The 19404-nt window shown below is 69.6% G+C and carries 20 protein-coding genes; 15 read left to right on the top strand and 5 right to left on the bottom strand.

Annotation, left to right across the window (positions count from 1 at the left end):
• Positions 1-86: 86 nt before the first annotated feature.
• The 3 genes from sucC (at position 87) to P2L57_RS20015 (ending at position 3551) form a co-directional block, all read left to right on the top strand.
• Complete coding sequence (sucC, locus tag P2L57_RS20025; protein WP_275816398.1) at positions 87-1259, top strand: ADP-forming succinate--CoA ligase subunit beta; 1173 nt, start codon at positions 87-89, stop codon at positions 1257-1259.
• A 20-nt stretch (positions 1260-1279) separates the two neighbouring features.
• Positions 1280-2164 carry a succinate--CoA ligase subunit alpha gene (gene sucD / locus P2L57_RS20020; protein WP_275816396.1) on the top strand — a complete coding sequence of 295 codons (885 nt, stop codon included), beginning with the start codon at positions 1280-1282 and terminating at the stop codon, positions 2162-2164.
• 106 nt (positions 2165-2270) lie between these two features.
• Positions 2271-3551: a cell division protein PerM gene (locus P2L57_RS20015; RefSeq protein WP_275816394.1), complete on the top strand. Its 1281-nt coding sequence runs from the start codon at positions 2271-2273 to the stop codon at positions 3549-3551.
• Positions 3552-3670: 119 nt separating this feature from the next.
• On the opposite strand, the gene P2L57_RS20010 is transcribed toward P2L57_RS20015, so the two are convergent.
• The gene (locus tag P2L57_RS20010) at positions 3671-4453 is read right to left on the bottom strand and encodes a hypothetical protein (RefSeq protein WP_275816392.1); all 783 of its coding nucleotides are present in this window, start codon (positions 4451-4453) and stop codon (positions 3671-3673) included.
• A gap of 280 nt (positions 4454-4733) precedes the next feature.
• Here P2L57_RS20010 and purN point away from each other — a divergent pair, with 280 nt between their 5' ends.
• Together purN and purH are read left to right on the top strand one after the other, a co-directional pair.
• Positions 4734-5372: a phosphoribosylglycinamide formyltransferase gene (gene purN / locus P2L57_RS20005; RefSeq protein WP_275816390.1), complete on the top strand. Its 639-nt coding sequence runs from the start codon at positions 4734-4736 to the stop codon at positions 5370-5372.
• Positions 5369-6940: a bifunctional phosphoribosylaminoimidazolecarboxamide formyltransferase/IMP cyclohydrolase gene (gene purH, locus P2L57_RS20000; RefSeq protein WP_275816388.1), complete on the top strand. Its 1572-nt coding sequence runs from the start codon at positions 5369-5371 to the stop codon at positions 6938-6940. Before purN ends, purH begins: the two co-directional genes overlap by 4 nt.
• A gap of 59 nt (positions 6941-6999) precedes the next feature.
• Here purH and P2L57_RS19995 read toward each other — a convergent pair whose 3' ends face one another.
• Positions 7000-7794: an RDD family protein gene (locus P2L57_RS19995; protein WP_275816386.1), complete on the bottom strand. Its 795-nt coding sequence runs from the start codon at positions 7792-7794 to the stop codon at positions 7000-7002.
• Between the two features lie 233 nt (positions 7795-8027).
• On the opposite strand from P2L57_RS19995, the gene P2L57_RS19990 reads away from it, so the two are divergent.
• From P2L57_RS19990 to P2L57_RS19965, 6 genes are all read left to right on the top strand, one after another.
• Positions 8028-8894 carry a bifunctional methylenetetrahydrofolate dehydrogenase/methenyltetrahydrofolate cyclohydrolase gene (locus P2L57_RS19990; RefSeq protein WP_275816384.1) on the top strand — a complete coding sequence of 289 codons (867 nt, stop codon included), beginning with the start codon at positions 8028-8030 and terminating at the stop codon, positions 8892-8894.
• A gap of 15 nt (positions 8895-8909) precedes the next feature.
• The gene (locus P2L57_RS19985; RefSeq protein ID WP_275816382.1) at positions 8910-9680 is read left to right on the top strand and encodes a DUF3017 domain-containing protein; all 771 of its coding nucleotides are present in this window, start codon (positions 8910-8912) and stop codon (positions 9678-9680) included.
• A 50-nt stretch (positions 9681-9730) separates the two neighbouring features.
• Positions 9731-10951, top strand: coding sequence for an NADP-dependent isocitrate dehydrogenase (locus tag P2L57_RS19980; RefSeq protein WP_275816380.1), 1221 nt, complete (start codon positions 9731-9733; stop codon positions 10949-10951).
• A 130-nt stretch (positions 10952-11081) separates the two neighbouring features.
• Positions 11082-11798, top strand: coding sequence for a peptidoglycan-binding domain-containing protein (locus tag P2L57_RS19975; protein WP_275816378.1), 717 nt, complete (start codon positions 11082-11084; stop codon positions 11796-11798).
• Complete coding sequence (locus P2L57_RS19970; RefSeq protein ID WP_275816376.1) at positions 11795-12391, top strand: DUF2690 domain-containing protein; 597 nt, start codon at positions 11795-11797, stop codon at positions 12389-12391. Before P2L57_RS19975 ends, P2L57_RS19970 begins: the two co-directional genes overlap by 4 nt.
• A 155-nt stretch (positions 12392-12546) precedes the next feature.
• A complete protein-coding gene (locus P2L57_RS19965) occupies positions 12547-13536 on the top strand; it encodes a malate dehydrogenase (protein WP_275816374.1) in 990 nt (329 codons plus the stop codon).
• Between the two features lie 57 nt (positions 13537-13593).
• On the opposite strand, the gene P2L57_RS19960 is transcribed toward P2L57_RS19965, so the two are convergent.
• A complete protein-coding gene (locus P2L57_RS19960; protein WP_275816539.1) occupies positions 13594-14163 on the bottom strand; it encodes a Uma2 family endonuclease in 570 nt (189 codons plus the stop codon).
• Between the two features lie 231 nt (positions 14164-14394).
• Here P2L57_RS19960 and P2L57_RS19955 point away from each other — a divergent pair, with 231 nt between their 5' ends.
• Complete coding sequence (locus P2L57_RS19955; RefSeq protein WP_275816372.1) at positions 14395-15573, top strand: FAD-dependent monooxygenase; 1179 nt, start codon at positions 14395-14397, stop codon at positions 15571-15573.
• Positions 15574-15619: 46 nt separating this feature from the next.
• Here the strand turns inward: P2L57_RS19955 and P2L57_RS19950 are convergent, their stop codons facing one another.
• Positions 15620-15874, bottom strand: a complete 255-nt coding sequence (locus tag P2L57_RS19950; RefSeq protein WP_275816370.1) for a DUF397 domain-containing protein — start codon at positions 15872-15874, stop codon at positions 15620-15622.
• On the bottom strand, positions 15871-16770 hold the full coding sequence (locus tag P2L57_RS19945) for a helix-turn-helix domain-containing protein (protein WP_275816368.1): 900 nt from the start codon (positions 16768-16770) through the stop codon (positions 15871-15873). The genes P2L57_RS19950 and P2L57_RS19945 overlap by 4 nt, the downstream gene beginning before the upstream one ends.
• A 138-nt stretch (positions 16771-16908) precedes the next feature.
• On the opposite strand from P2L57_RS19945, the gene P2L57_RS19940 reads away from it, so the two are divergent.
• The 3 genes from P2L57_RS19940 to P2L57_RS19930 all read left to right on the top strand — a co-directional run bounded on the left by P2L57_RS19940 (position 16909) and on the right by P2L57_RS19930 (position 19384).
• The gene (locus P2L57_RS19940; protein ID WP_275816366.1) at positions 16909-17229 is read left to right on the top strand and encodes a DUF6415 family natural product biosynthesis protein; all 321 of its coding nucleotides are present in this window, start codon (positions 16909-16911) and stop codon (positions 17227-17229) included.
• A gap of 151 nt (positions 17230-17380) precedes the next feature.
• On the top strand, positions 17381-17680 hold the full coding sequence (locus P2L57_RS19935; protein ID WP_275816364.1) for a hypothetical protein: 300 nt from the start codon (positions 17381-17383) through the stop codon (positions 17678-17680).
• Between the two features lie 201 nt (positions 17681-17881).
• On the top strand, positions 17882-19384 hold the full coding sequence (locus P2L57_RS19930; protein ID WP_275816362.1) for an aldehyde dehydrogenase family protein: 1503 nt from the start codon (positions 17882-17884) through the stop codon (positions 19382-19384).
• Positions 19385-19404 lie beyond the last annotated feature (20 nt).

Raw genomic sequence — 19404 nt, 5'->3', positions numbered from 1 at the left:
TGCCCGTCACGTCACGGCACGCCCACGCAGACAACTAACCCGCGATCACCAGACTGCGATTTAGAGAAGCAAAGGGACGGACGCGCGTGGACCTGTTCGAGTACCAAGCGAGGGATCTCTTCGCCAAGCACGGTGTACCGGTGCTGGAAGGTGAAGTCATTGACACCCCTGAGGCCGCGCGCGAGGTGACCGAGCGTCTCGGTGGCCGCGTGGTCGTCAAGGCCCAGGTCAAGACCGGTGGCCGGGGCAAGGCCGGCGGCGTGAAGCTGGCCGACGACCCGGCGGACGCCGTGGAGAAGGCCGGCGCCATCCTGGGCATGGACATCAAGGGCCACACGGTCCACAAGGTGATGCTGGCCCAGACCGCGAGCATCGCGGAGGAGTACTACGTCTCCTTCCTGCTGGACCGCACCAACCGGACCTTCCTCGCCATGGCCTCCGTCGAGGGCGGCATGGAGATCGAAGAGGTCGCGGCCACCAAGCCCGAGGCGCTCGCCAAGGTCCCGGTCGACGCCAACGAGGGTGTCACCGACGCCAAGGCCCGCGAGATCATCGAGGCCGCCAACTTCCCGGCCGAGCTGCACGACCAGCTCGTCGAGGTCCTCAAGAGCCTGTGGACCGTCTTCATCAAGGAAGACGCCCTGCTCGTCGAGGTCAACCCGCTGGCCAAGACCCCCGAGGGCAAGGTTCTGGCGATCGACGGCAAGGTCTCGCTGGACGAGAACGCCCGCTTCCGTCAGCCGGAGCACGAGGCGCTTGAGGACAAGGCGTCCGCCAACCCGCTGGAGGCCGCCGCCAAGGCCAAGGGCCTCAACTACGTCAAGCTCGACGGCCAGGTCGGCATCATCGGCAACGGCGCGGGCCTCGTGATGAGCACCCTCGACGTGGTCGCCTACGCCGGTGAGCGGCACGGCAACGTCAAGCCCGCCAACTTCCTCGACATCGGCGGTGGCGCTTCCGCCGAGGTGATGGCGAACGGCCTGGAGATCATCCTCGGCGACCCGGACGTCAAGTCCGTCTTCGTCAACGTCTTCGGTGGCATCACCGCGTGCGACGCGGTCGCCAACGGCATCGTTCAGGCCCTGGAGCTGCTGAAGTCCAAGGGCGAGAACGTCAACAAGCCGCTGGTCGTCCGTCTCGACGGCAACAACGCCGAGCTGGGTCGCAAGATCCTGACCGACGCTAACCACCCGCTTGTTCAGCAGGTGGACACCATGGACGGCGCCGCGGAGCGGGCCGCCGAGCTGGCTGCGAAGTAAGGGACGAGGTCACCAACACCATGGCTATCTTCCTCACCAAGGAATCCAAGGTCATCGTCCAGGGCATGACCGGCTCCGAGGGTCAGAAGCACACCCGCCGGATGCTCGCCTCTGGCACCAACATCGTCGGCGGTGTGAACCCGCGCAAGGCCGGCCAGAAGGTCGACTTCGACGGCCAGGAGATCCCGGTCTTCGGTAGCGTCAAGGAGGCCATCGAGGCCACCGGCGCCGACGTCACCGTCATCTTCGTCCCGGAGAAGTTCACCAAGGACGCGGTCATCGAGGCGATCGACGCCGAGATCCCGCTCGCCGTCGTGATCACCGAGGGCATCGCGGTGCACGACACCGCCTCCTTCTGGGCGCACGCGGGTGCCAAGGGCAACAAGACCCGGATCATCGGCCCGAACTGCCCCGGCCTGATCACCCCCGGCCAGTCCAACGCGGGCATCATCCCGTCGGACATCACCAAGCCGGGCCGCATCGGCCTGGTCTCGAAGTCCGGCACGCTGACCTACCAGATGATGTACGAGCTGCGGGACATCGGCTTCTCGTCGGCGGTCGGCATCGGCGGTGACCCGATCATCGGCACCACCCACATCGACTGCCTCAAGGCGTTCCAGGACGACCCCGACACCGACCTGATCGTGATGATCGGTGAGATCGGCGGCGACGCCGAGGAGCGTGCCGCGGCCTACATCAAGGAGCACGTGACCAAGCCGGTCGTCGGCTACGTCGCGGGCTTCACCGCCCCCGAGGGCAAGACGATGGGCCACGCGGGCGCCATCGTCTCCGGTTCGTCCGGCACCGCCCAGGCGAAGAAGGAGGCCCTGGAGGCCGCCGGTGTCAAGGTCGGCAAGACGCCGTCCGAGACCGCGCGCCTCGCGCGGGCCGCTCTCACCGCGTGACCGCTGCCTGAACAAAAGAGTGGGCCCGCCCCCGAAAGGGGGGCGGGCCCGGTCTTTTTCGTGCCGTGCGGCGCGCATTCACGGGTTATTGGCAGCATTGGGCGATGTGATCCAATTGCTGCACCGCATCCGGTTGTTGTCCCGGTATGACCACGCCCTTCGTTGCTCTCCCAAGGCCATCACGGCGCTGCTCGGTGGGGCGATCGCCGCCGGACTGGGGATCGCGGCGCTGGCGGTGCTCGTGCTGTTCCTGTGGACGATCTCGCCGTACTCGGGCGGTGGACCCGGCACCGCCCTGCACATCGCCGCCGCGCTCTGGCTGCTCGCCCACGGCGCCGAGCTGTCTCGCAGTGACGGGCTCACCGGCGGGACCGTGCCGATCGGGGTCACGCCCCTGCTGCTGACCGCGCTGCCCGTCTGGCTGCTGCACCGGATCGCCGCACAGGCGCTCGCCCCGGACGACGCGGCCGCCGAAGGCCCGGGCGGCACACCGGTGTTGGGACCGGTCGCCGCGACCGGGTGCCTCGTCGGCGGCTATCTGTCGGTCGCCATGGCCGCCGCGCTCTACACCGCCGACGGCCCGCTGCGCAGCGCACCCCTCACCGCACTGCTGTACGTCCCGCTGGTGGCCGCACCGGTGGCCGCCGGCGGAGCATGGACCGCGTACGGCCGACCGACGTCCGCACTGCCCAACTGGGCGCCGCCCCAGCTGACCCGGTTGCTGCCGCGCAGCGGCCCGAGCGTGGCGCTGCAGGCCGCCGCCGTCGGGTTCGGGGCGGTGACCGCGGGCGGTGCGCTGCTCGGCGGCGGCGCGCTGGCATGGCACGCGGGGGCGGTGGGCGATGACTTCCACCAGCTCACCGGCTCGCTCTCCGGAGGGTTCGCGGTACTGCTGCTGATCGTGGCGCTGGTGCCCAACGTCGCGCTGTGGGGCGCCGCTTACGCGCTCGGGCCGGGCTTCGCGCTGGGGGTCGGCGGTGCGGTGTCGCCTGCGGGCGCCTACGGCTACCCGCGGGTGCTGCCGCACTTCCCGCTGCTGGCCGCGCTGCCCGCGCCGACCGGACGCGGCGGCGGTTCGCCGTTCCTGTGGCTGGTGTTGGCGGTTCCGGTGGCCGCGGGCGCCGCGCTGAGCTGGTACGTCAGCCGGTCCGCGGTGCGGCACGGCTGGTCGGTGCCGGGCACGGCGGCGGTGGTGGTGCTCGCGGCGCTGTGCTGCGGTGTGGCGTTGGCGTTGGCCGCGGTGCTGGTGGCCGGGCCGATGGGGACCGGCACGCTGTCGCGGTTCGGCCCGGTCGGCTGGCGGACCGGGGGCGCGGCGCTCGGCTGGATGCTGGCGGTCGGCCTGCCGGGAACGCTCGGCGCGCGCTGGTGGCTGCTGCGCGGGTAGCGCCGTTCCGGCGGCTCTTGGCTTCGGGGGGTGCGGTTCGCTTATGACCACCAGCCGGACCGCCGGTCAGGAGCGAGCCGCAACCCCCCAGCCGCACCACGACGCGCCCGGAACCGGCGCTAGTTCTGAGCGCCCAGCATGGGCCGCAGTTGCTGGGGCAGCAGGTTGCTGCACGCCTGGCGGGCGGGCTGGGTCAGCGCGTCGTTGACGCACGAGTAGTAGTCCCGGTAGGCGAGTTGGAACGCGAACGTCGCGCCGACGATCGCCAGCGCGACCGTGCCCGCGATGATCCCGCTCAACGCCGCGGTGAACTGCGGCTTTTGCTGTACGCGCAGATACGGTGAATCGACCGGCGGCGTCGGCTGCGGCGCGGCGGCCGGGTCCGTCGCGGCCTTCGGCTTCGGCTTGGCGCGCAGCGAGCTGACACCCCAGTACAGCGCGAGCACGCCGAGTAGCAGCGCCACCTGCTCCATGCTGAACAGCCCGAAGAACAACCCCCACATACCCGCCAGCAGCGCGTAGCGGGCCCGCCGCTGCGCCGGGTCGGTGACGTCGAAGCGCGGCCCCTGAGACCGGCCCGGACCGCCGGGACCCTGCCCGGGACGGCCGCCCGGCGGGGTACCGAACGGGCCGCTGGACGGATCGTGCCGCTCCGGCTGCCGGCTGCTCCAGCGGTCGCCCTGGTCGCCGCCCTGCCCGCCGCCGTTGCCGTCGGAGTCGTGCGGCGGACGGCGGGGCTGCCACGGCCGGTCGGGCGCGCCCTTGGGGGGCGGGGCGAACGGATCGTGCTCCTGCTCGTCCGACGGCGCTCGTCGCTCACGCAGCGCGGGGCTCGCGAACGGGGTGGACCCCAGGTCGCGATAGGTGGTGATGCGGACGCTGCTCATGGTTGGTTGCGCCATCCCCTTGCCGTCGACTCCTTGTACGTCGCCGCACGTCAGTCGCGCTTGATAGGCCGTGTGCACGGCCGTCGGACTACTGCTGTTGGTGGCCGGCCGCATGGTATTCAGCCGGTGATACTCAGACGCTACCCGTCCGCGGTGCCACCGTCCCCGTGGGGGCCGCTCGCCGTGCCGGTATCGTTGCTGACGGTCGGCGCCTTCGTAGGGTTCCCTGGATCTTGAGGCCCCTTCGGTTTGTACGACCACACAAACGAACGGTCCCACGAGAAAGAACCCCGCCGTGGCCCCCGCCGAGTCTCCGCAGCCCGCCCGCCCCTGCCGCCTGGTCGTCCTTGTCTCCGGCTCCGGGACGAACCTTCAGGCGCTGCTCGACGCCATCGCCGCCGACCCCGGGTTCGGGGCGAGCATCGTGGCGGTGGGCGCCGACCGGGACGGCATCGCCGGGCTGGAGCGGGCCGAGCGCGCCGGGCTGCCCACCTTCGTCTGCCGGGTCAAGGACCACGAGGACCGCGCCGCGTGGGACCTCGCGCTGGCCGAGGCGGTGACCGGATACCAGCCGGACCTGGTCGTCTCGGCGGGCTTCATGAAGATCCTGGGCAAGGAGTTCCTGACCCGCTTCGGGGGCCGCGTCATCAACACCCACCCGGCACTGCTGCCCAGTTTCCCCGGCACCCACGGTGTCCGGGACGCTCTCGCGTACGGCGCCAAGGTCACCGGCTGCACCGTCCACTTCGTCGACGACGGCGTCGACACCGGCCCGATCATCGCCCAGAGCGTGGTCGAGGTCCGGAACGAGGACGACGAGAACGCGCTGCACGAGCGCATCAAGGAAGTCGAGCGACGGCTGCTCGTCGAGGTCGTGGGCCGGCTCGCCCGAGACGGCTACCGCATTGAGGGAAGAAAGGTCATCGTCCCGTGAGCACCAGTACCGAAGGTACGAAGCGCCCCATCCGGCGGGCCCTGGTCAGCGTCTACGACAAGACCGGTCTTGAGGAGCTCGCCCGCGCTCTGCACGCGGCCGGGGTCGAGCTGGTCTCCACCGGATCGACCGCCAAGAAGATCGCCGACGCCGGGGTGCCGGTCACCCCGGTCCAGGAGCTGACCGGCTTCCCCGAGTGCCTGGACGGCCGGGTCAAGACGCTGCACCCGAAGATCCACGCGGGCATCCTGGCCGACCAGCGGCTGGAGTCGCACCGCGAGCAGCTCACCGAGCTGGGCGTGGCCCCGTTCGACCTCGTGGTGGTCAACCTGTACCCGTTCCGGGAGACCGTCGCCTCCGGCGCCTCGGAGGACGAGTGCGTGGAGCAGATCGACATCGGCGGCCCGTCGATGGTCCGAGCCGCCGCCAAGAACCACCCTTCGGTCGCGGTGGTCGTCAACCCGCGGCGCTACGAGGACGTGCTGAAGGCCCTCGCGGACGGCGGGTTCGACCTTGAGCAGCGCAAGCGGCTGGCCGCCGAGGCGTTCCAGCACACCGCCGCGTACGACGTCGCGGTCGCCAACTGGTTCGCGAACAACGGCTATGCGCCCACCGACGAGAACGGCTTCCCGGACGCCTTCGTCGCCGCCGTGGAGCGCAGGAGCACGCTGCGCTACGGCGAGAACCCGCACCAGGCCGCCGCGTTCTACAGCGACGGCGACTGGGGCCTGGGCGCCGCCGACCAGTTGCACGGCAAGGAGATGTCGTACAACAACTACGTCGACACCGAGGCCGCGCGCCGTGCCGCCTACGACCACGACGAGCCGTGCGTCGCGATCATCAAGCACGCCAACCCGTGCGGTATCGCGGTCGGTTCGGATGTGGCCGAGGCCCACCGCAAGGCGCACGCCTGCGACCCGGTGTCCGCGTACGGCGGTGTCATCGCGGTCAACCGGCCGGTGAGCCTGGCCATGGCCGAGCAGGTCGCGGACATCTTCACCGAGGTCATCGTCGCCCCGGACTTCGAGGACGGCGCGGTCGAGGTGCTGAGCCGCAAGAAGAACATCCGCGTGCTGCGCTGCCCGGGCGAGCCGTGCGAGAAGCGGGAGTTCCGCCGTATCGAGGGCGGCATGCTGGTGCAGATCAAGGACCGGCTGCAGGCCGACGGCGACAACCCCGCCAACTGGACGCTGGCCACCGGTGAGCCGCTGGACGAGGCGGGTCTGCGGGAGCTGGCGTTCGCCTGGCGGGCCTGCCGCTCGGTGAAGTCCAACGCGATCCTGCTGGGCAAGGACGGCGCGACGGTCGGCGTCGGCATGGGCCAGGTCAACCGGGTCGACTCGGCGCGGCTCGCCGTCCAGCGGGCGGGCGCGGAGCGTGCGACGGGCTCCTACGCGGCCTCCGACGCGTTCTTCCCGTTCCCCGACGGCCTTGAGGTGCTGACCGAGGCGGGCGTCAAGGCCGTTGTGCAGCCTGGCGGTTCGGTGCGCGACGACGTGGTGATCGAGGCGGCGCGCGAGGCGGGCGTCACGATGTACCTGACCGGGACGCGGCACTTCTTCCACTGACGGAACGCGAAAGGGGCGGCCCGCAACTGCGGGCCGCCCCTTGGCGTTCGTACGCGCTGTTACTTCTTGATGACCACGGTGCCGGCCGCGCGGTCGTGCCAGCCCTGCAGCTTCCCGGAGTTGTCGAAGAACGGGGACAGGTAGACCAGCAACGCGCCGATGTAGCACAGGAAGACACCGACGATCGGGATGATGTAGCGGATGAAACCACCACCGAGGCCCGGCGCCTGGCCGTTGCTCTCCCTGACCACCTTCAGGCCCATCGCCATCTTGCCCAGCGTCGCGCCGAAGAACGAGATCATCAGCCACTCGTAGAGCAGCGCGAACAGCGCGAACGTGCCCATGAAGCCCAGCATGACCACGGCGATGTTGGAGCTCGCGTGGGCCTGGTCGTTGAGGCACTGCGAGTACGCGGAGGACCCGTAGTCGTAGCCGGAGCAGTCCTTGACGTTGTTGCTGATGCCCACCGCGCCCGCGAGACCCGCGGCCATGGCGATGCCCATCACGATGCCGGCGACCACGCCGTCGATCAGCCGCGCCAGGAAGCGCTGGCCCATCGTGGCGACCTGGACCGTGCCCAGGTAGGCGATGTTGATGTAGCCGTTGTTGGCCTGGATGGTGCCCGGCGCCTGCTGCGGGTAGCCGTACGGGGCCGCGTTCGGGTCGTATCCCGGCTGCTGCGGATAGCCGTACTGCGGCTGTCCCTGCGGCGGCTGCTGCGGATAGCCGTACTGCGGCTGACCCTGCGGCGGCTGCTGCGGGTAGCCGGACTGCGGCTGACCCGGCTGCTGCGGGTAGCCATACGGCTGCTGCTGCTGGCCGTACGGGTCCTGGGGTCCGGGCGGGTAGCTCACGTAACAGTCCTTAGAGCGAGAAGCGGGGACGAATCGGACCATGAAAGATCCAGGCATCGTTGAGCACCCTGTATCCCCCGTTGGTCCAGCGACTCCCCATGGTTCTAGCACCCCATGGGCCGTGTCCAGACAGCGCCCGTCGGACCAGCCGGTATAGGGGGAAATGTGGCGAATGAGCGGACAGAACTCGTCCGGATTGGTTCACGGCGGGCCACATCCGCGAGGATGGGAGCATGACCGCCCAGATTCTCGATGGCAAGGCCACTGCGGCCGAGATCAAGTCCGAGCTCGCCGAGCGCGTCAAGGCGCTCAAGGCCAAGGGCGTCACGCCCGGCCTCGGCACCCTGCTGGTCGGTGACGACCCGGGCAGCCACATCTACGTCGCGGGCAAGCACCGCGACTGCGCGGAGGTCGGCATCGCCTCCATCCAGCGCGAGCTGCCCGCGAGCGCCACCCAGGAGGAGATCGAGGCGGTCGTACGGGAGCTCAACGAGGACCCCGCCTGCACCGGCTACATCGTCCAACTCCCGCTCCCCAAGGGCATCGACACCAACCGAGTCCTGGAGCTGATGGACCCGGCCAAGGACGCGGACGGCCTGCACCCGACGAACCTCGGCCGCCTGGTGCTCAACCAGACGGCGCCGCTGCCGTGCACCCCCAACGGCATCGTCGAGCTGCTGCGCCGCCACGGCGTGGAGATCAACGGGGCACATGTGGTCGTGGTCGGCCGTGGCATCACCGTCGGCCGTTCCATCGGCCTGCTGCTGACCCGTCGCTCGGAGAACGCCACCGTCACCCAGTGCCACACCGGCACCCGGGATCTGCCGGGCCTGCTGCGCCAGGCGGACATCATCGTGGCGGCGGCGGGCGTGCCGCACCTGGTCAAGCCGGAGGACGTCAAGCCGGGCGCCGCCGTTCTGGACGTCGGCGTCAGCCGGGACGAGAACGGCAAGATCGTCGGCGATGTGCACCCGGGCGTACGGGAGGTGGCGGCCTGGCTGTCGCCGAACCCGGGCGGCGTGGGCCCGATGACCCGCGCCCTGCTGGTACAGAACGTCGTAGAGGCCGCCGAGCGCGCGGCGGCTGCCGCCACCGGCTGACGGAGAGGGCGCCTCATGGCCGCTGACACCACAGGAGACCGCCGGGGCCCGGCCGCGGACGGCGGGCCGAGCGCCCGAACCAACGGCGCGGCCCCGGCCGCGAACGGCGCCGCACAGGCCAAGGCGAACGGCGCCGCGCCCGGGAAGCCGGGCGGGGCCGCCCCCACCGCCAAGCCGAGCACCACCACCGCGAAGGCGAACGGCAGCGCAGCCCAGCCCCACGGCACCGCCGCCGCGAAGGCGAACGGCAGCGCCGCCGCGAAGGCGAACGGCTCGGTCGCCGAGCCCAACGGCGCCACCGCCGCGAAGGCGAAGGGCAGCGCAGCCCAGCCCAACGGCGCCACCGCCGCGAAGGCGAACGGCGCCGCGCCCGGGGCGAACGGGACGGCTCCCGTCGCCCCGCGCAGCCGTAGGTTCCCCGAGGTCACCCAGGACACCGCGCGGCCGGAAGGCGGTGGCCGGGCCGCCGGTGGGGCGGCTCCGGCGCCCGCCCGGCAGTGGCCGCTGCTGACCGTGCTGGCCGGGGTCGCCCTTGGCCTCGCCATCACGGCGGGGGGCGGCTTCCGGGCCGGGCTGATCGTGGTGGGCGGCTGCCTGCTGCTGGGCGCGGTGCTGCGCTGGCTGCTGCCCTCGGTGGGCATGCTCGCCGTCCGCAGCCGCTTCACCGACCTGATCACCTACGGCGCACTGGGCACGGCCATCGTGCTGCTGGCGTTGATGATCCAGCCGAAACCGATCCTGCACCTGCCGTTCCTGGACGACATCGTGCACTTCGCGGTGCGCTGACGTTCCATGGACGGTGAAGCAGTCGGTCCGTGTGAAGGGTCGAACCGTCCATGGCCAAGATCAAGGTAGCCAACCCGGTCGTCGAGCTCGACGGCGACGAGATGACCCGCATCATCTGGCGGTTCATCAAGGACAGGTTGATCCTGCCGTATCTCGACATCGAGCTGAAGTACTTCGACCTGGGCATCGAGAACCGCGACGCCACCAGCGACCAGGTCACCATCGACGCCGCCAACGCCATCAAGAAGTACGGCGTCGGCGTCAAGTGCGCCACGATCACCCCGGACGAGGCCCGCGTCGAGGAGTTCGGCCTGAAGGAGATGTACCGGTCTCCCAACGGCACCATCCGCAACATCATCGGCGGGGTGATCTTCCGCGAGCCGATCATCATCACGAACGTGCCCCGGCTGGTCCCCGGCTGGACCAAGCCGATCGTCGTCGGCCGTCACGCCTTCGGCGACCAGTACCGTGCCACCGACCTCAAGATCCCGGGCGAGGGCACCCTCACCATGACCTTCACCCCGAAGGACGGCTCCGAGCCGATCGAGGTGGAGGTCTACGACTTCCCGGGCCCCGGTGTCGCGCTGTCCATGTACAACCTGGACTCCTCGATCCGCGACTTCGCCCGCGCGTCGTTCCGGTACGGCCTGGACCGCGGCTACCCGGTCTACATGTCCACGAAGAACACGATCCTGAAGAAGTACGACGGGCGGTTCAAGGACATCTTCCAGCAGGTCTTCGACACCGAGTTCCGGGCGGACTTCGAGAAGGCCGGGCTCACCTACGAGCACCGCCTGATCGACGACATGGTCGCGGCGGCCCTGAAGTGGCCGGGCGGCTACGTCTGGGCCTGCAAGAACTACGACGGCGACGTGCAGTCCGACATCGTCGCGCAGGGCTTCGGCTCGCTCGGTCTGATGACCTCCGTGCTGATGACCCCGGACGGCAGGACCGTCGAGGCCGAGGCCGCACACGGCACCGTCACCCGGCACTACCGCCAGCACCAGCGGGGCAAGCCGACCTCCACCAACCCGATCGCCTCGGTCTTCGCGTGGACCCGAGGCCTCGCCCATCGCGGCCATCTGGACGACACCCCCGAGGTCAGCGACTTCGCCCACACCCTGGAGCGGGTCTGCGTCGAGACCGTCGAGGGCGGCCAGATGACCAAGGACCTGGCGCTGCTGATCTCCAAGGACCAGCCGTGGCTGACCACCGAGGAGTTCCTCACCGCGGTCGACGAGAACCTGAAGAGGAAGCTCGACGCCGCCTGATTGGCCGGAATGCTGCGGCTGACGGAACGCGACGCAACGGACTGCTGCCTGAGAGGCATGGCTTGGGGTAATCACCGTGTGGGGTGATTCCCACCGGGGGACGCGTTGCATAGATGGGCGGGGGAGAGACATGGCACGTTGGCAGCCGTTGCCGGACGGGCTGGAGGCCCAGTTACGCGAACTGGTACTGCACACCCGCCGCAGCAAGGAGCGTGCTGACCGGCCGCCGCGCCAAGTGGCCGCGCGGCAGGGCGCGTTGGCCGGCGGCGACGCGCTGCGACTGGTCGAGCTGTGGGAGACCGCGGCGCACGGACGGCACCCGGCACGGGACACCCCGCCGGACGTCGTGAGCGGGGACGCCGGGCCGCCGACGAATCGGGTGCGGGCCGGAGGCGAGCACCTCGTCGGTTTCGAGGACTTCACCGCACCGCTGATCTCGGAGCGCCGGTCGCGCCAGCGGCGCGCGGTGCTCGCCGGGGCGGTGGCGATCGTGGTGCTCGGCGGCGGCCTGGCGAGCGGTTACGAACTGCTGCCGGTCGCCCATCGCGACACCGGACCGGGAGCGGCGGGCGCCCTGCCCGGCTTCCCGTGCCACGACAAGGTCCAGGACGGCCGCCACTACGCCGGATACGTCCAGACCAGTACCGATGTCGTCGGCGAGGGCGCCAACGGCCCCCAAGTCACCGAAATACAGTGCCTGTTGGAGCGGCAGCGGGTTGACGCCGGTACGGTCGACGGCCACTTCGGGCGGCGCACCGCGGCGGCCGTCAGGGCCTACCAGCGTGCCCACCGCCTTCCGGCGGACGGTGTGGTGGGCAGGGACACCTGGCAGTGGTTGCGCACATGAGCCGCCTGGCCAACAACCCCGCCGATTCGGGCGCCCATACGGGATATCACCCGTGTGGGCGACATGGATCCGGTCAGCCCGCCCCGGAGCCGCTCTCCGAGGCGCCCTGGCCGCTGCCCGTCCGTACCGGGGTCGAGGTGGCGCTGTGGTCGGCCGTGGGCGCGGGCGTGCTGGCGCTGGCCGTCGGGGCGGTGCTGCTGCTGATCGGCGCGGTGCCGGGATCCAGCGCCACCGAGGTCGCACCGCCGTTCTGCCAGGGGCGGACCTGCGATGGCTTCGCCCCCGATGTGACGCTGTGCGCCGACGACGCCGTGACCACGGCCTCCGCCCAGCTCGCCGGACGCGAGGTCGAGTTGCGGATCAGCGCCCGCTGCCGGGCGGCCTGGGCACTGCTCCCCGCACCCCGTGCGGGTGACACCATCGAAGTGCGCGGCCCGCACGACCGCGTACAACCGCAGAGCGCCCCGTACAACGGGGTCCGGGTGTTCACCCCGATGATCCCGGCCGCCCGCGGCGAAGCGGTCGAGGCCTGCCTCACCGCGCGGGAAGGCCGGGTCTGCGCCAGGCCCGCCACGCCGAAGGGCAGGCGGTGACCCGAGCCACACCATCCCGACGGATCGATGTGCCCGGGGTCCGATAGCCTGACGGCGGATCTCTCGGCGTCGAGACATCGGCAGTCACCGGCGTCGGGTCATCCCGAAACAACAGGGGCCGGGGACGCCCAAAAAACACAGCGCAGGAGATCGCAATGACCCGCACTCCCGTCAACGTCACTGTCACCGGTGCGGCTGGCCAGATCGGCTACGCACTGCTTTTCCGCATCGCCTCCGGGCACCTCCTCGGCGCCGACGTCCCGGTCAAGCTGCGCCTGCTGGAGATCACGCCCGCCCTGAAGGCCGCCGAGGGCACCGCCATGGAGCTCGACGACTGCGCCTTCCCGCTGCTCCAGGGCATCGACATCTCCGATGACCCGAACGTGGCCTTCGACGGTGCCAACGTGGCCCTGCTGGTCGGCGCCCGCCCGCGCACCAAGGGCATGGAGCGCGGCGACCTGCTGGAGGCCAACGGCGGCATCTTCAAGCCGCAGGGCAAGGCGATCAACGACCACGCCGCGGACGACATCAAGGTCCTGGTGGTCGGCAACCCGGCCAACACCAACGCCCTGATCGCCCAGGCCGCCGCCCCCGACGTACCGGCCGAGCGCTTCACCGCGATGACCCGGCTGGACCACAACCGCGCGGTCACCCAGCTCGCCCAGAAGCTGAACGCCTCCGTCGAGGACGTCAAGAAGCTGACGATCTGGGGCAACCACTCCGCCACCCAGTACCCGGACATCTTCCACGCCGAGGTCGCCGGGCGTAACGCCGCCGAGGCCGTCAACGACGAGAAGTGGCTGGCCGAGGAGTTCATCCCGACCGTCGCCAAGCGCGGCGCCGCCATCATCGAGGCCCGCGGCGCGTCCTCGGCCGCCTCCGCCGCCAACGCCGCCATCGACCACGTGCACACCTGGGTCAACGGCACCGCTGAGGGCAACTGGACCTCCATGGGCATCGTCTCCGACGGCTCCTACGGCGTCCCGGAGGGCCTGATCTCCTCCTTCCCGGTCACCACCAAGGACGGCAAGTTCGAGATCGTCCAGGGCCTGGAGATCAACGAGTTCTCGCGGACCCGCATCGACGCATCCGTCAACGAGCTCAAGGAAGAGCGCGAGGCCGTTCGCGCCCTCGGCCTGATCTGAGCCGCAGCCACCAACTGAGCCCCGCCGCTGGCACGTTGCCGGTGGCGGGGCTCCTTTTCAGTCGCGGGGGAACTTGTCGGTGGCGAGGGTCAGTCCGACGACGGTGTCGGTGAGGTCGATGGGTTCACCGAAGGGTGTGGTGGTCTCCGTTCGGTAAGTGCCGTCCTTGGGGTTGGTGAACAGGTGGCACTCGCCCGTGTACGGGTCGACGATGAGGCAGACAGGGACGCCAGCCGTCGCATAGGCGGCCTTCTTCGGCCCGTAGTCGTTGCTGGCGGTGTCCTTGGAGATCACCTCGGCGACGAACTCGACGTCCTGGTACCGCCAGCGGCCCTGCTCCTTCTTGGCATCATCCGCGAGCTTGGCCACGTCGGGTGCGAAGCCGTTCCTGTACCCGAAGTCGATGCGCACGTCCGACTTCACCAGGGTTTCCATGCCGAACCGGTCCTCCACCGCCCGCACGATCCTGCGGATGATCTCCCAGTGCGCGTCCCGCTGCGGCGACATGTGAACGGCCCCCTCGACGATCTCGACCTTGTAGCCCTCGGGGACTGGCATGTGTTCCAGCCGCTCGAACAGTTCGTCCAAGCTCGGCCCGTCGCTGTCGGCCATCTCGGTCCTGTCCATCAGGTCGGCGGTCACGTTGAGCTCCTCCCCGCTGCCGCTTATCGCATGCAGCCGCACACTTCAACGATACGCACGGCGGCCAGGACACGAGGCCCTTTGTCAGCGGGCTGACAGCCGGGGTGGTGGCTTGTCAGCGGCTTGTCAGGTGGGACGCCCAGGATCGATGGCAACGCCAGGCGGTACGCCTCGCGTCGAACAGGACAGATCCCACCTGATGTCGAGGAGCCACAGATGGAGAACGTCAATGTCCTTATCTCCGGAGCCAGCATCGGCGGCCCCGCCCTGGCGTACTTCCTGAACCGCCACGGCTTCAACGTCACCGTCGTCGAGCGCGCGCCCCACCTACGTCCCGGCGGCCAGGCGATCGACGTGCGCGCCGCGGCGCTCGACGTGGTCGAGCAGACAGGCATCCTGGACGAGGTGCGCCGTCTCAAGACCGACCTGCGCGGCATGTCCATCGTGGACAGCACCGGCAAGGAGCTGTTCCGCACCACCGAACACACCTTCACCGGCGGTCCGATCGCCAACTCCGACGTCGAGATCCTCCGCGACGACCTGTGCCGTCTGATCTACGAGGCGACCGGCGACGGCGTCGAGTACCTCTTCGACGACTCGATCACCAGCATCACCCAGGACGCGCACACCGCCCACGTCACCTTCGAGAACAGCGCCCCGCGCGACTTCGACATCGTCGTCGGCGCGGACGGACTGCACTCCAACGTCCGCAAGCTGGTCTTCGGCCCCGAGTCCCAGTTCATCCGCCACCTCGGCTCCTACCTGGCAGTGTTCACCGCCCCCAACTTCCCTGACCTGGACCACTGGCAGGTCTACTACCGACCCGGCGGCATCATGATGAGCCTCCGCGACAACAGCGAACTCCGCGTCTACACGGGCTTCGAGGCCAAGGAACCCATCGACTACGACTTCCGCGACCTCACCGCGCAGAAGCGGCTGGTCGCCGAGAAGATGGCCAACGTCGGCTGGGAGTTCCCCAACGCGCTCAAGTACATGTGGGACGCCCCCGACTTCCACTTCGACTCCATGAGCCAGATCCGCATGGACAGTTGGTCGCACGGCCGGGTCGTACTGCTCGGCGACGCCGGGTACTGCGGCTCGCCCATGTCGGGTCAGGGCACGAGCATGGCGCTGATCGGCGCGTACGTCCTCGCGGGCGAACTCAAGGCGGCGGGCGGCGACCACGTCGCGGCGTTCGGCGCGTACGAGGACGAGCTACGGGGCTTCGTGGAGCGGAACCAGAGCATCGCCCTGGCCAACGCCGAACAGCGGGGCGCGGCGGAGGAGGCCTTCGCCGGTATGTCCGAGGAGGAGATAGCCCAAGCGATTGGCCAGAACGCGGACCACGAGGAGTTCCGCGACGTGGTGACGTCGTACTCCCTGAAGTCGTACTGACGGGAAGTGGCCGCCCCCTTGCGGTGCTGGCGGCCACTTCACCGCGTCAGAGGGTGCCGGTGCCTTGCGCGGCGGCGAACTCCACGAACGCCGACCACTGTTCGGGGGTGAAGTCCAGGACGGGACCGGTCTTGTCCTTGGAGTCCCGGACGTGGACGGCGGTGGGGTGGGCGGCGACCTCTACGCAGTCCTGGCCGCCTCCGCCGCTGTGGGTGGACTTCCGCCAGTTGTAGGCGACTTCGACGCATTGGCCGCCTCCGCCGCCGCTGTAACTGGACTTGAACCAAACGAGCTCGTTCATGTCGCTCCCGTTGCCAACTGCTTGATGAAGCTGACCGATTCATCGGGTGTAAGGGCCTGGCTCCGCAGGATCGCATACCGTTGGGCGATCTTGCTGACGGTTGGACGGTCCGTGATCAGGCGGCCAATGTTCTGGACCTCTAGGTACGCGCACAACTCTTTCTCAGGCGGTTCGACCACGGTCAGTGGACCTTCGAGCCCGGCGTGGCCTGGGCGCTCGGTCGGCATCACTTGGATTTCGACGTGCCGCATCTGTGCTACGTCCAACAGGCGCTCCAGTTGCTCGCGCATGACCTCCCGGCCACCGACGGAGCGGCGTAGCAGGACCTCTTCGAAAATGAAGCTCAGGGATGCGGCTGGTACGCGCGTGAGCAGCTTCTGTCGGGCTAGTCGAGCGTCGACTCGGAGTTCGATCTCCTGGTCGTCCAAGGCTGGGCGGTGCTCGATGTGTACGGCGCGTGCGTACGCCTCGGTCTGCAGCAGGCCGTTGACGAGTTGGTTGTCGTACGCGGACAGCCCGACCGCTTCCGCCTCCAACACCGCGAACGGCTGGAACCACGACGGGTGCGGTTCCTTCAGCAGCTCATCCGCTACCGACGTGAAGACCCCCGGCACCTTGAACAACTCCTCGAACCGAACGAGAAGGTCGGGCTTAGGGGTCCTTCTTCCCGCTTCGATGCTGCGGATCTGGGACTCCGAGTACCCGACTTTCTTGCCGAGTTCTGCCTGCGTCAGTCCGGCCCGCTGCCTCAGGGCCTTGACCTGCGCGCCAATGAGCCGCAGGCTGACCGGTGCTTCGCTCACGTCGATTCTCCCCTCACCGATGAGCACGAAGCGCGCACTGCGCAACGACAGCGCAACCACCGCACAGAACCAGCGCACACCGCGCCAGCGCACCCGTACCCCGCGTCAGTCTCGAAACGCTAGCCCTGACCAGGGCACTGTCGGGGCATGAACGCTGAAAGCCCACCCGATCGAATGCCGGTTCCCGTAAGGCGAGTTGGCGGAGAGCGGACGTTCACAGACGCGGCGCCCGTGGACGTGCAGACGATCGCCGAGACCGTCGATGCGGTCCTCGGCGAACGCGCCGTCTACCCCCGGTACGAGGAGATCGAGGACCTGGTCCTCTGCCTGCGCGGCCACATCATGCTGCTGATCCCGGAGGTCGAGACGTTGGCCTGCGCCCAGCCGAAGGACGACCTCGTACGCGCCCTCGCGCTCGCCGGAATCGGTGAGGCGCGCAGGAAACTGCGCGGCGATGCGGGTACGGGGCTGGCCTCGGCCGTCGTACACGCGGAGCAACTGGCGTGCGCCTGCCGCGCGTTGCTGCTGCACCACAAACGGCTGACGGCCTGAGGGTCGAAAAAAATCATGGTTGCCGGTGTCATACGGCGGCGGTCCCCCGGACGTGTACCTGGTGAACATCACAGCAGCACCCAGACCATGACAAACAAGACCGCGACAAACAAGACCGAGGCAAACCAGCCCACGACAAATGGGGAGAAAGATGACATCTCCGTTCATCACGAAGGCCGCCGTGCTGGCGGCGGCCCTGGCCGCCGCGGCGGGCATCGGCTTCATGGCACCGGCCGCCCAGGCCGCACCGCAGCACCACGCCGTGGCCGCGCACCACGCCGTGGCGACGCACCACGCGGACCAGGCGCCCGCGGGGTGGATCGACCGCGGCAAGTACTGGACGTTCGACGGCTGCAACAGCGACGGGCAGCAGGGCGTCCAGCGCGGCGCCTGGGACCAGTACCAGTGCGCCAACGGAACCGTCTTCTGGAACCTGTGGACCAACCGCTGAGCCACCCGCCCAGAGGGGCGGCCGGAGACGTCGTGTCCGGCTCCGGCCGCCCCGGCTCAGGCAAGGCGCCGCGCAATGGCCGAAAGGTGACTAGCGTCACTCTTTTTAATCAAACACGCATACCCATACGTCTTCCGGTTAGGGGTCCCTGCCGCTGGTGAGCCAGCCAGGGCGAATCGGAAATCGGAAGGCAGAACAGACGTGTCGGCAGTCGAGACCATTCATGTGGACGGGGTGTGGCGCGCTGCCGCGTCCAACGCGCAGCGGGAGGTCCTCGACCCCGCCGACGCCAAGACGCTGGCCGTGGTGGCCGAGGGCGGCGTGGCCGACACGGACGCGGCGGTGGCCGCCGCCCGTCGTGCGTTCGACGCCGGGTCCTGGCCGCGTACGCCGGTCGCCGAGCGGGCCGCGCTGCTGCGGCGCGTCGCCGACCTGCTGCAGCGCGACCGCGAGGCGATCGCGCTGATCGAGAGCCGGGACACCGGAAAGACCCTCGAAGAGGGCCGCGTCGACGTGGACGACGTGACCAACGCCTTCCGCTACTTCGCCGACCTCGCGCTGAACGAGGGCGGCGGCCGGGTCGTCGACGCGGGATCGCCGGAGATCCACAGCGTCGTCGTCCATGAGCCGGTCGGCGTGTGCGCGCTGATCACTCCCTGGAACTACCCCCTCCTGCAGGCCAGCTGGAAGATCGCTCCGGCGCTGGTGGCGGGCAACACCTTCGTGATCAAGCCCAGCGAGATCACCCCGCTGTCCACCGTCCACCTGATGAAGCTGCTGGTCGAGGCCGGTCTGCCGACCGGGGTCGGCAATGTGGTCACCGGCACGGGCGACCCGGTGGGCGCACGGCTCGCCGAGCACCCGGACGTGGACCTGGTCTCCTTCACCGGTGGACTGGCCAGCGGCACCAAGGTCATGCAGGCCGCCGCGCCCACCGTCAAGAAGGTGGCCCTGGAACTGGGCGGCAAGAACCCGAACGTGGTCTTCGCCGACGCCTGCGCCACCGACGAGGGCTTCGACACCGCCGTCGACCAGGCGCTCAACGCGGCCTTCATCCACAGCGGCCAGGTCTGCTCGGCCGGTGCGCGGCTGATCATCGAGGAGCCGGTGCGCGACCGCTTCGTGGCCGAACTCGCCCGCCGCGCCGAGCGGATCAAGCTCGGCCGGGGCACCGAGCCCGGTGTGGAGTGCGGACCGCTGGTCTCCGCCGCGCAACTCGCCAAGACCGAAGCGTATGTGGCCTCCGCGCTCGCCGAGGGCGCCGTCCTGCGCTGCGGCGGCGCACGCCCCGAGCCCAGCGAAACCCGCCCGGCGACCGGCTACTTCTACTCGCCCACCGTCCTCGACCTGTGCCACGGCGAGATGCGGGTGGTCCGCGAGGAGACCTTCGGGCCGATCCTCACCGTGGAGACCTTCCACACCGAGGACGAGGCGGTGGCGCTCGCCAACGACACCGAGTACGGCCTGGCGGGCGCGGTATGGACCGCCGACGCGGGCCGCGCCCGGCGGGTCGCCGGACGGATGCGGCACGGCACGGTGTGGATCAACGACTACCACCCGTACCTCCCGCAGGCCGAGTGGGGCGGCTTCGGCAAGTCCGGCATCGGCCGCGAGCTTGGGCCCTCCGGGCTGGACGAGTACCGCGAGGCCAAGCACGTCTACCAGAACCTGGCGCCACGCCCGGTGCGGTGGTTCAAGGGCTGATTTCTCTTCTGGGGGAGACC

It is taken from the genome of Streptantibioticus ferralitis (genome assembly GCF_029223525.1).
GTDB lineage: Bacteria > Actinomycetota > Actinomycetes > Streptomycetales > Streptomycetaceae > Streptantibioticus_A > Streptantibioticus_A ferralitis.
Note: the sequence above shows the minus strand (reverse complement) of the source record. Positions and strands in the feature narration are given on the sequence as shown.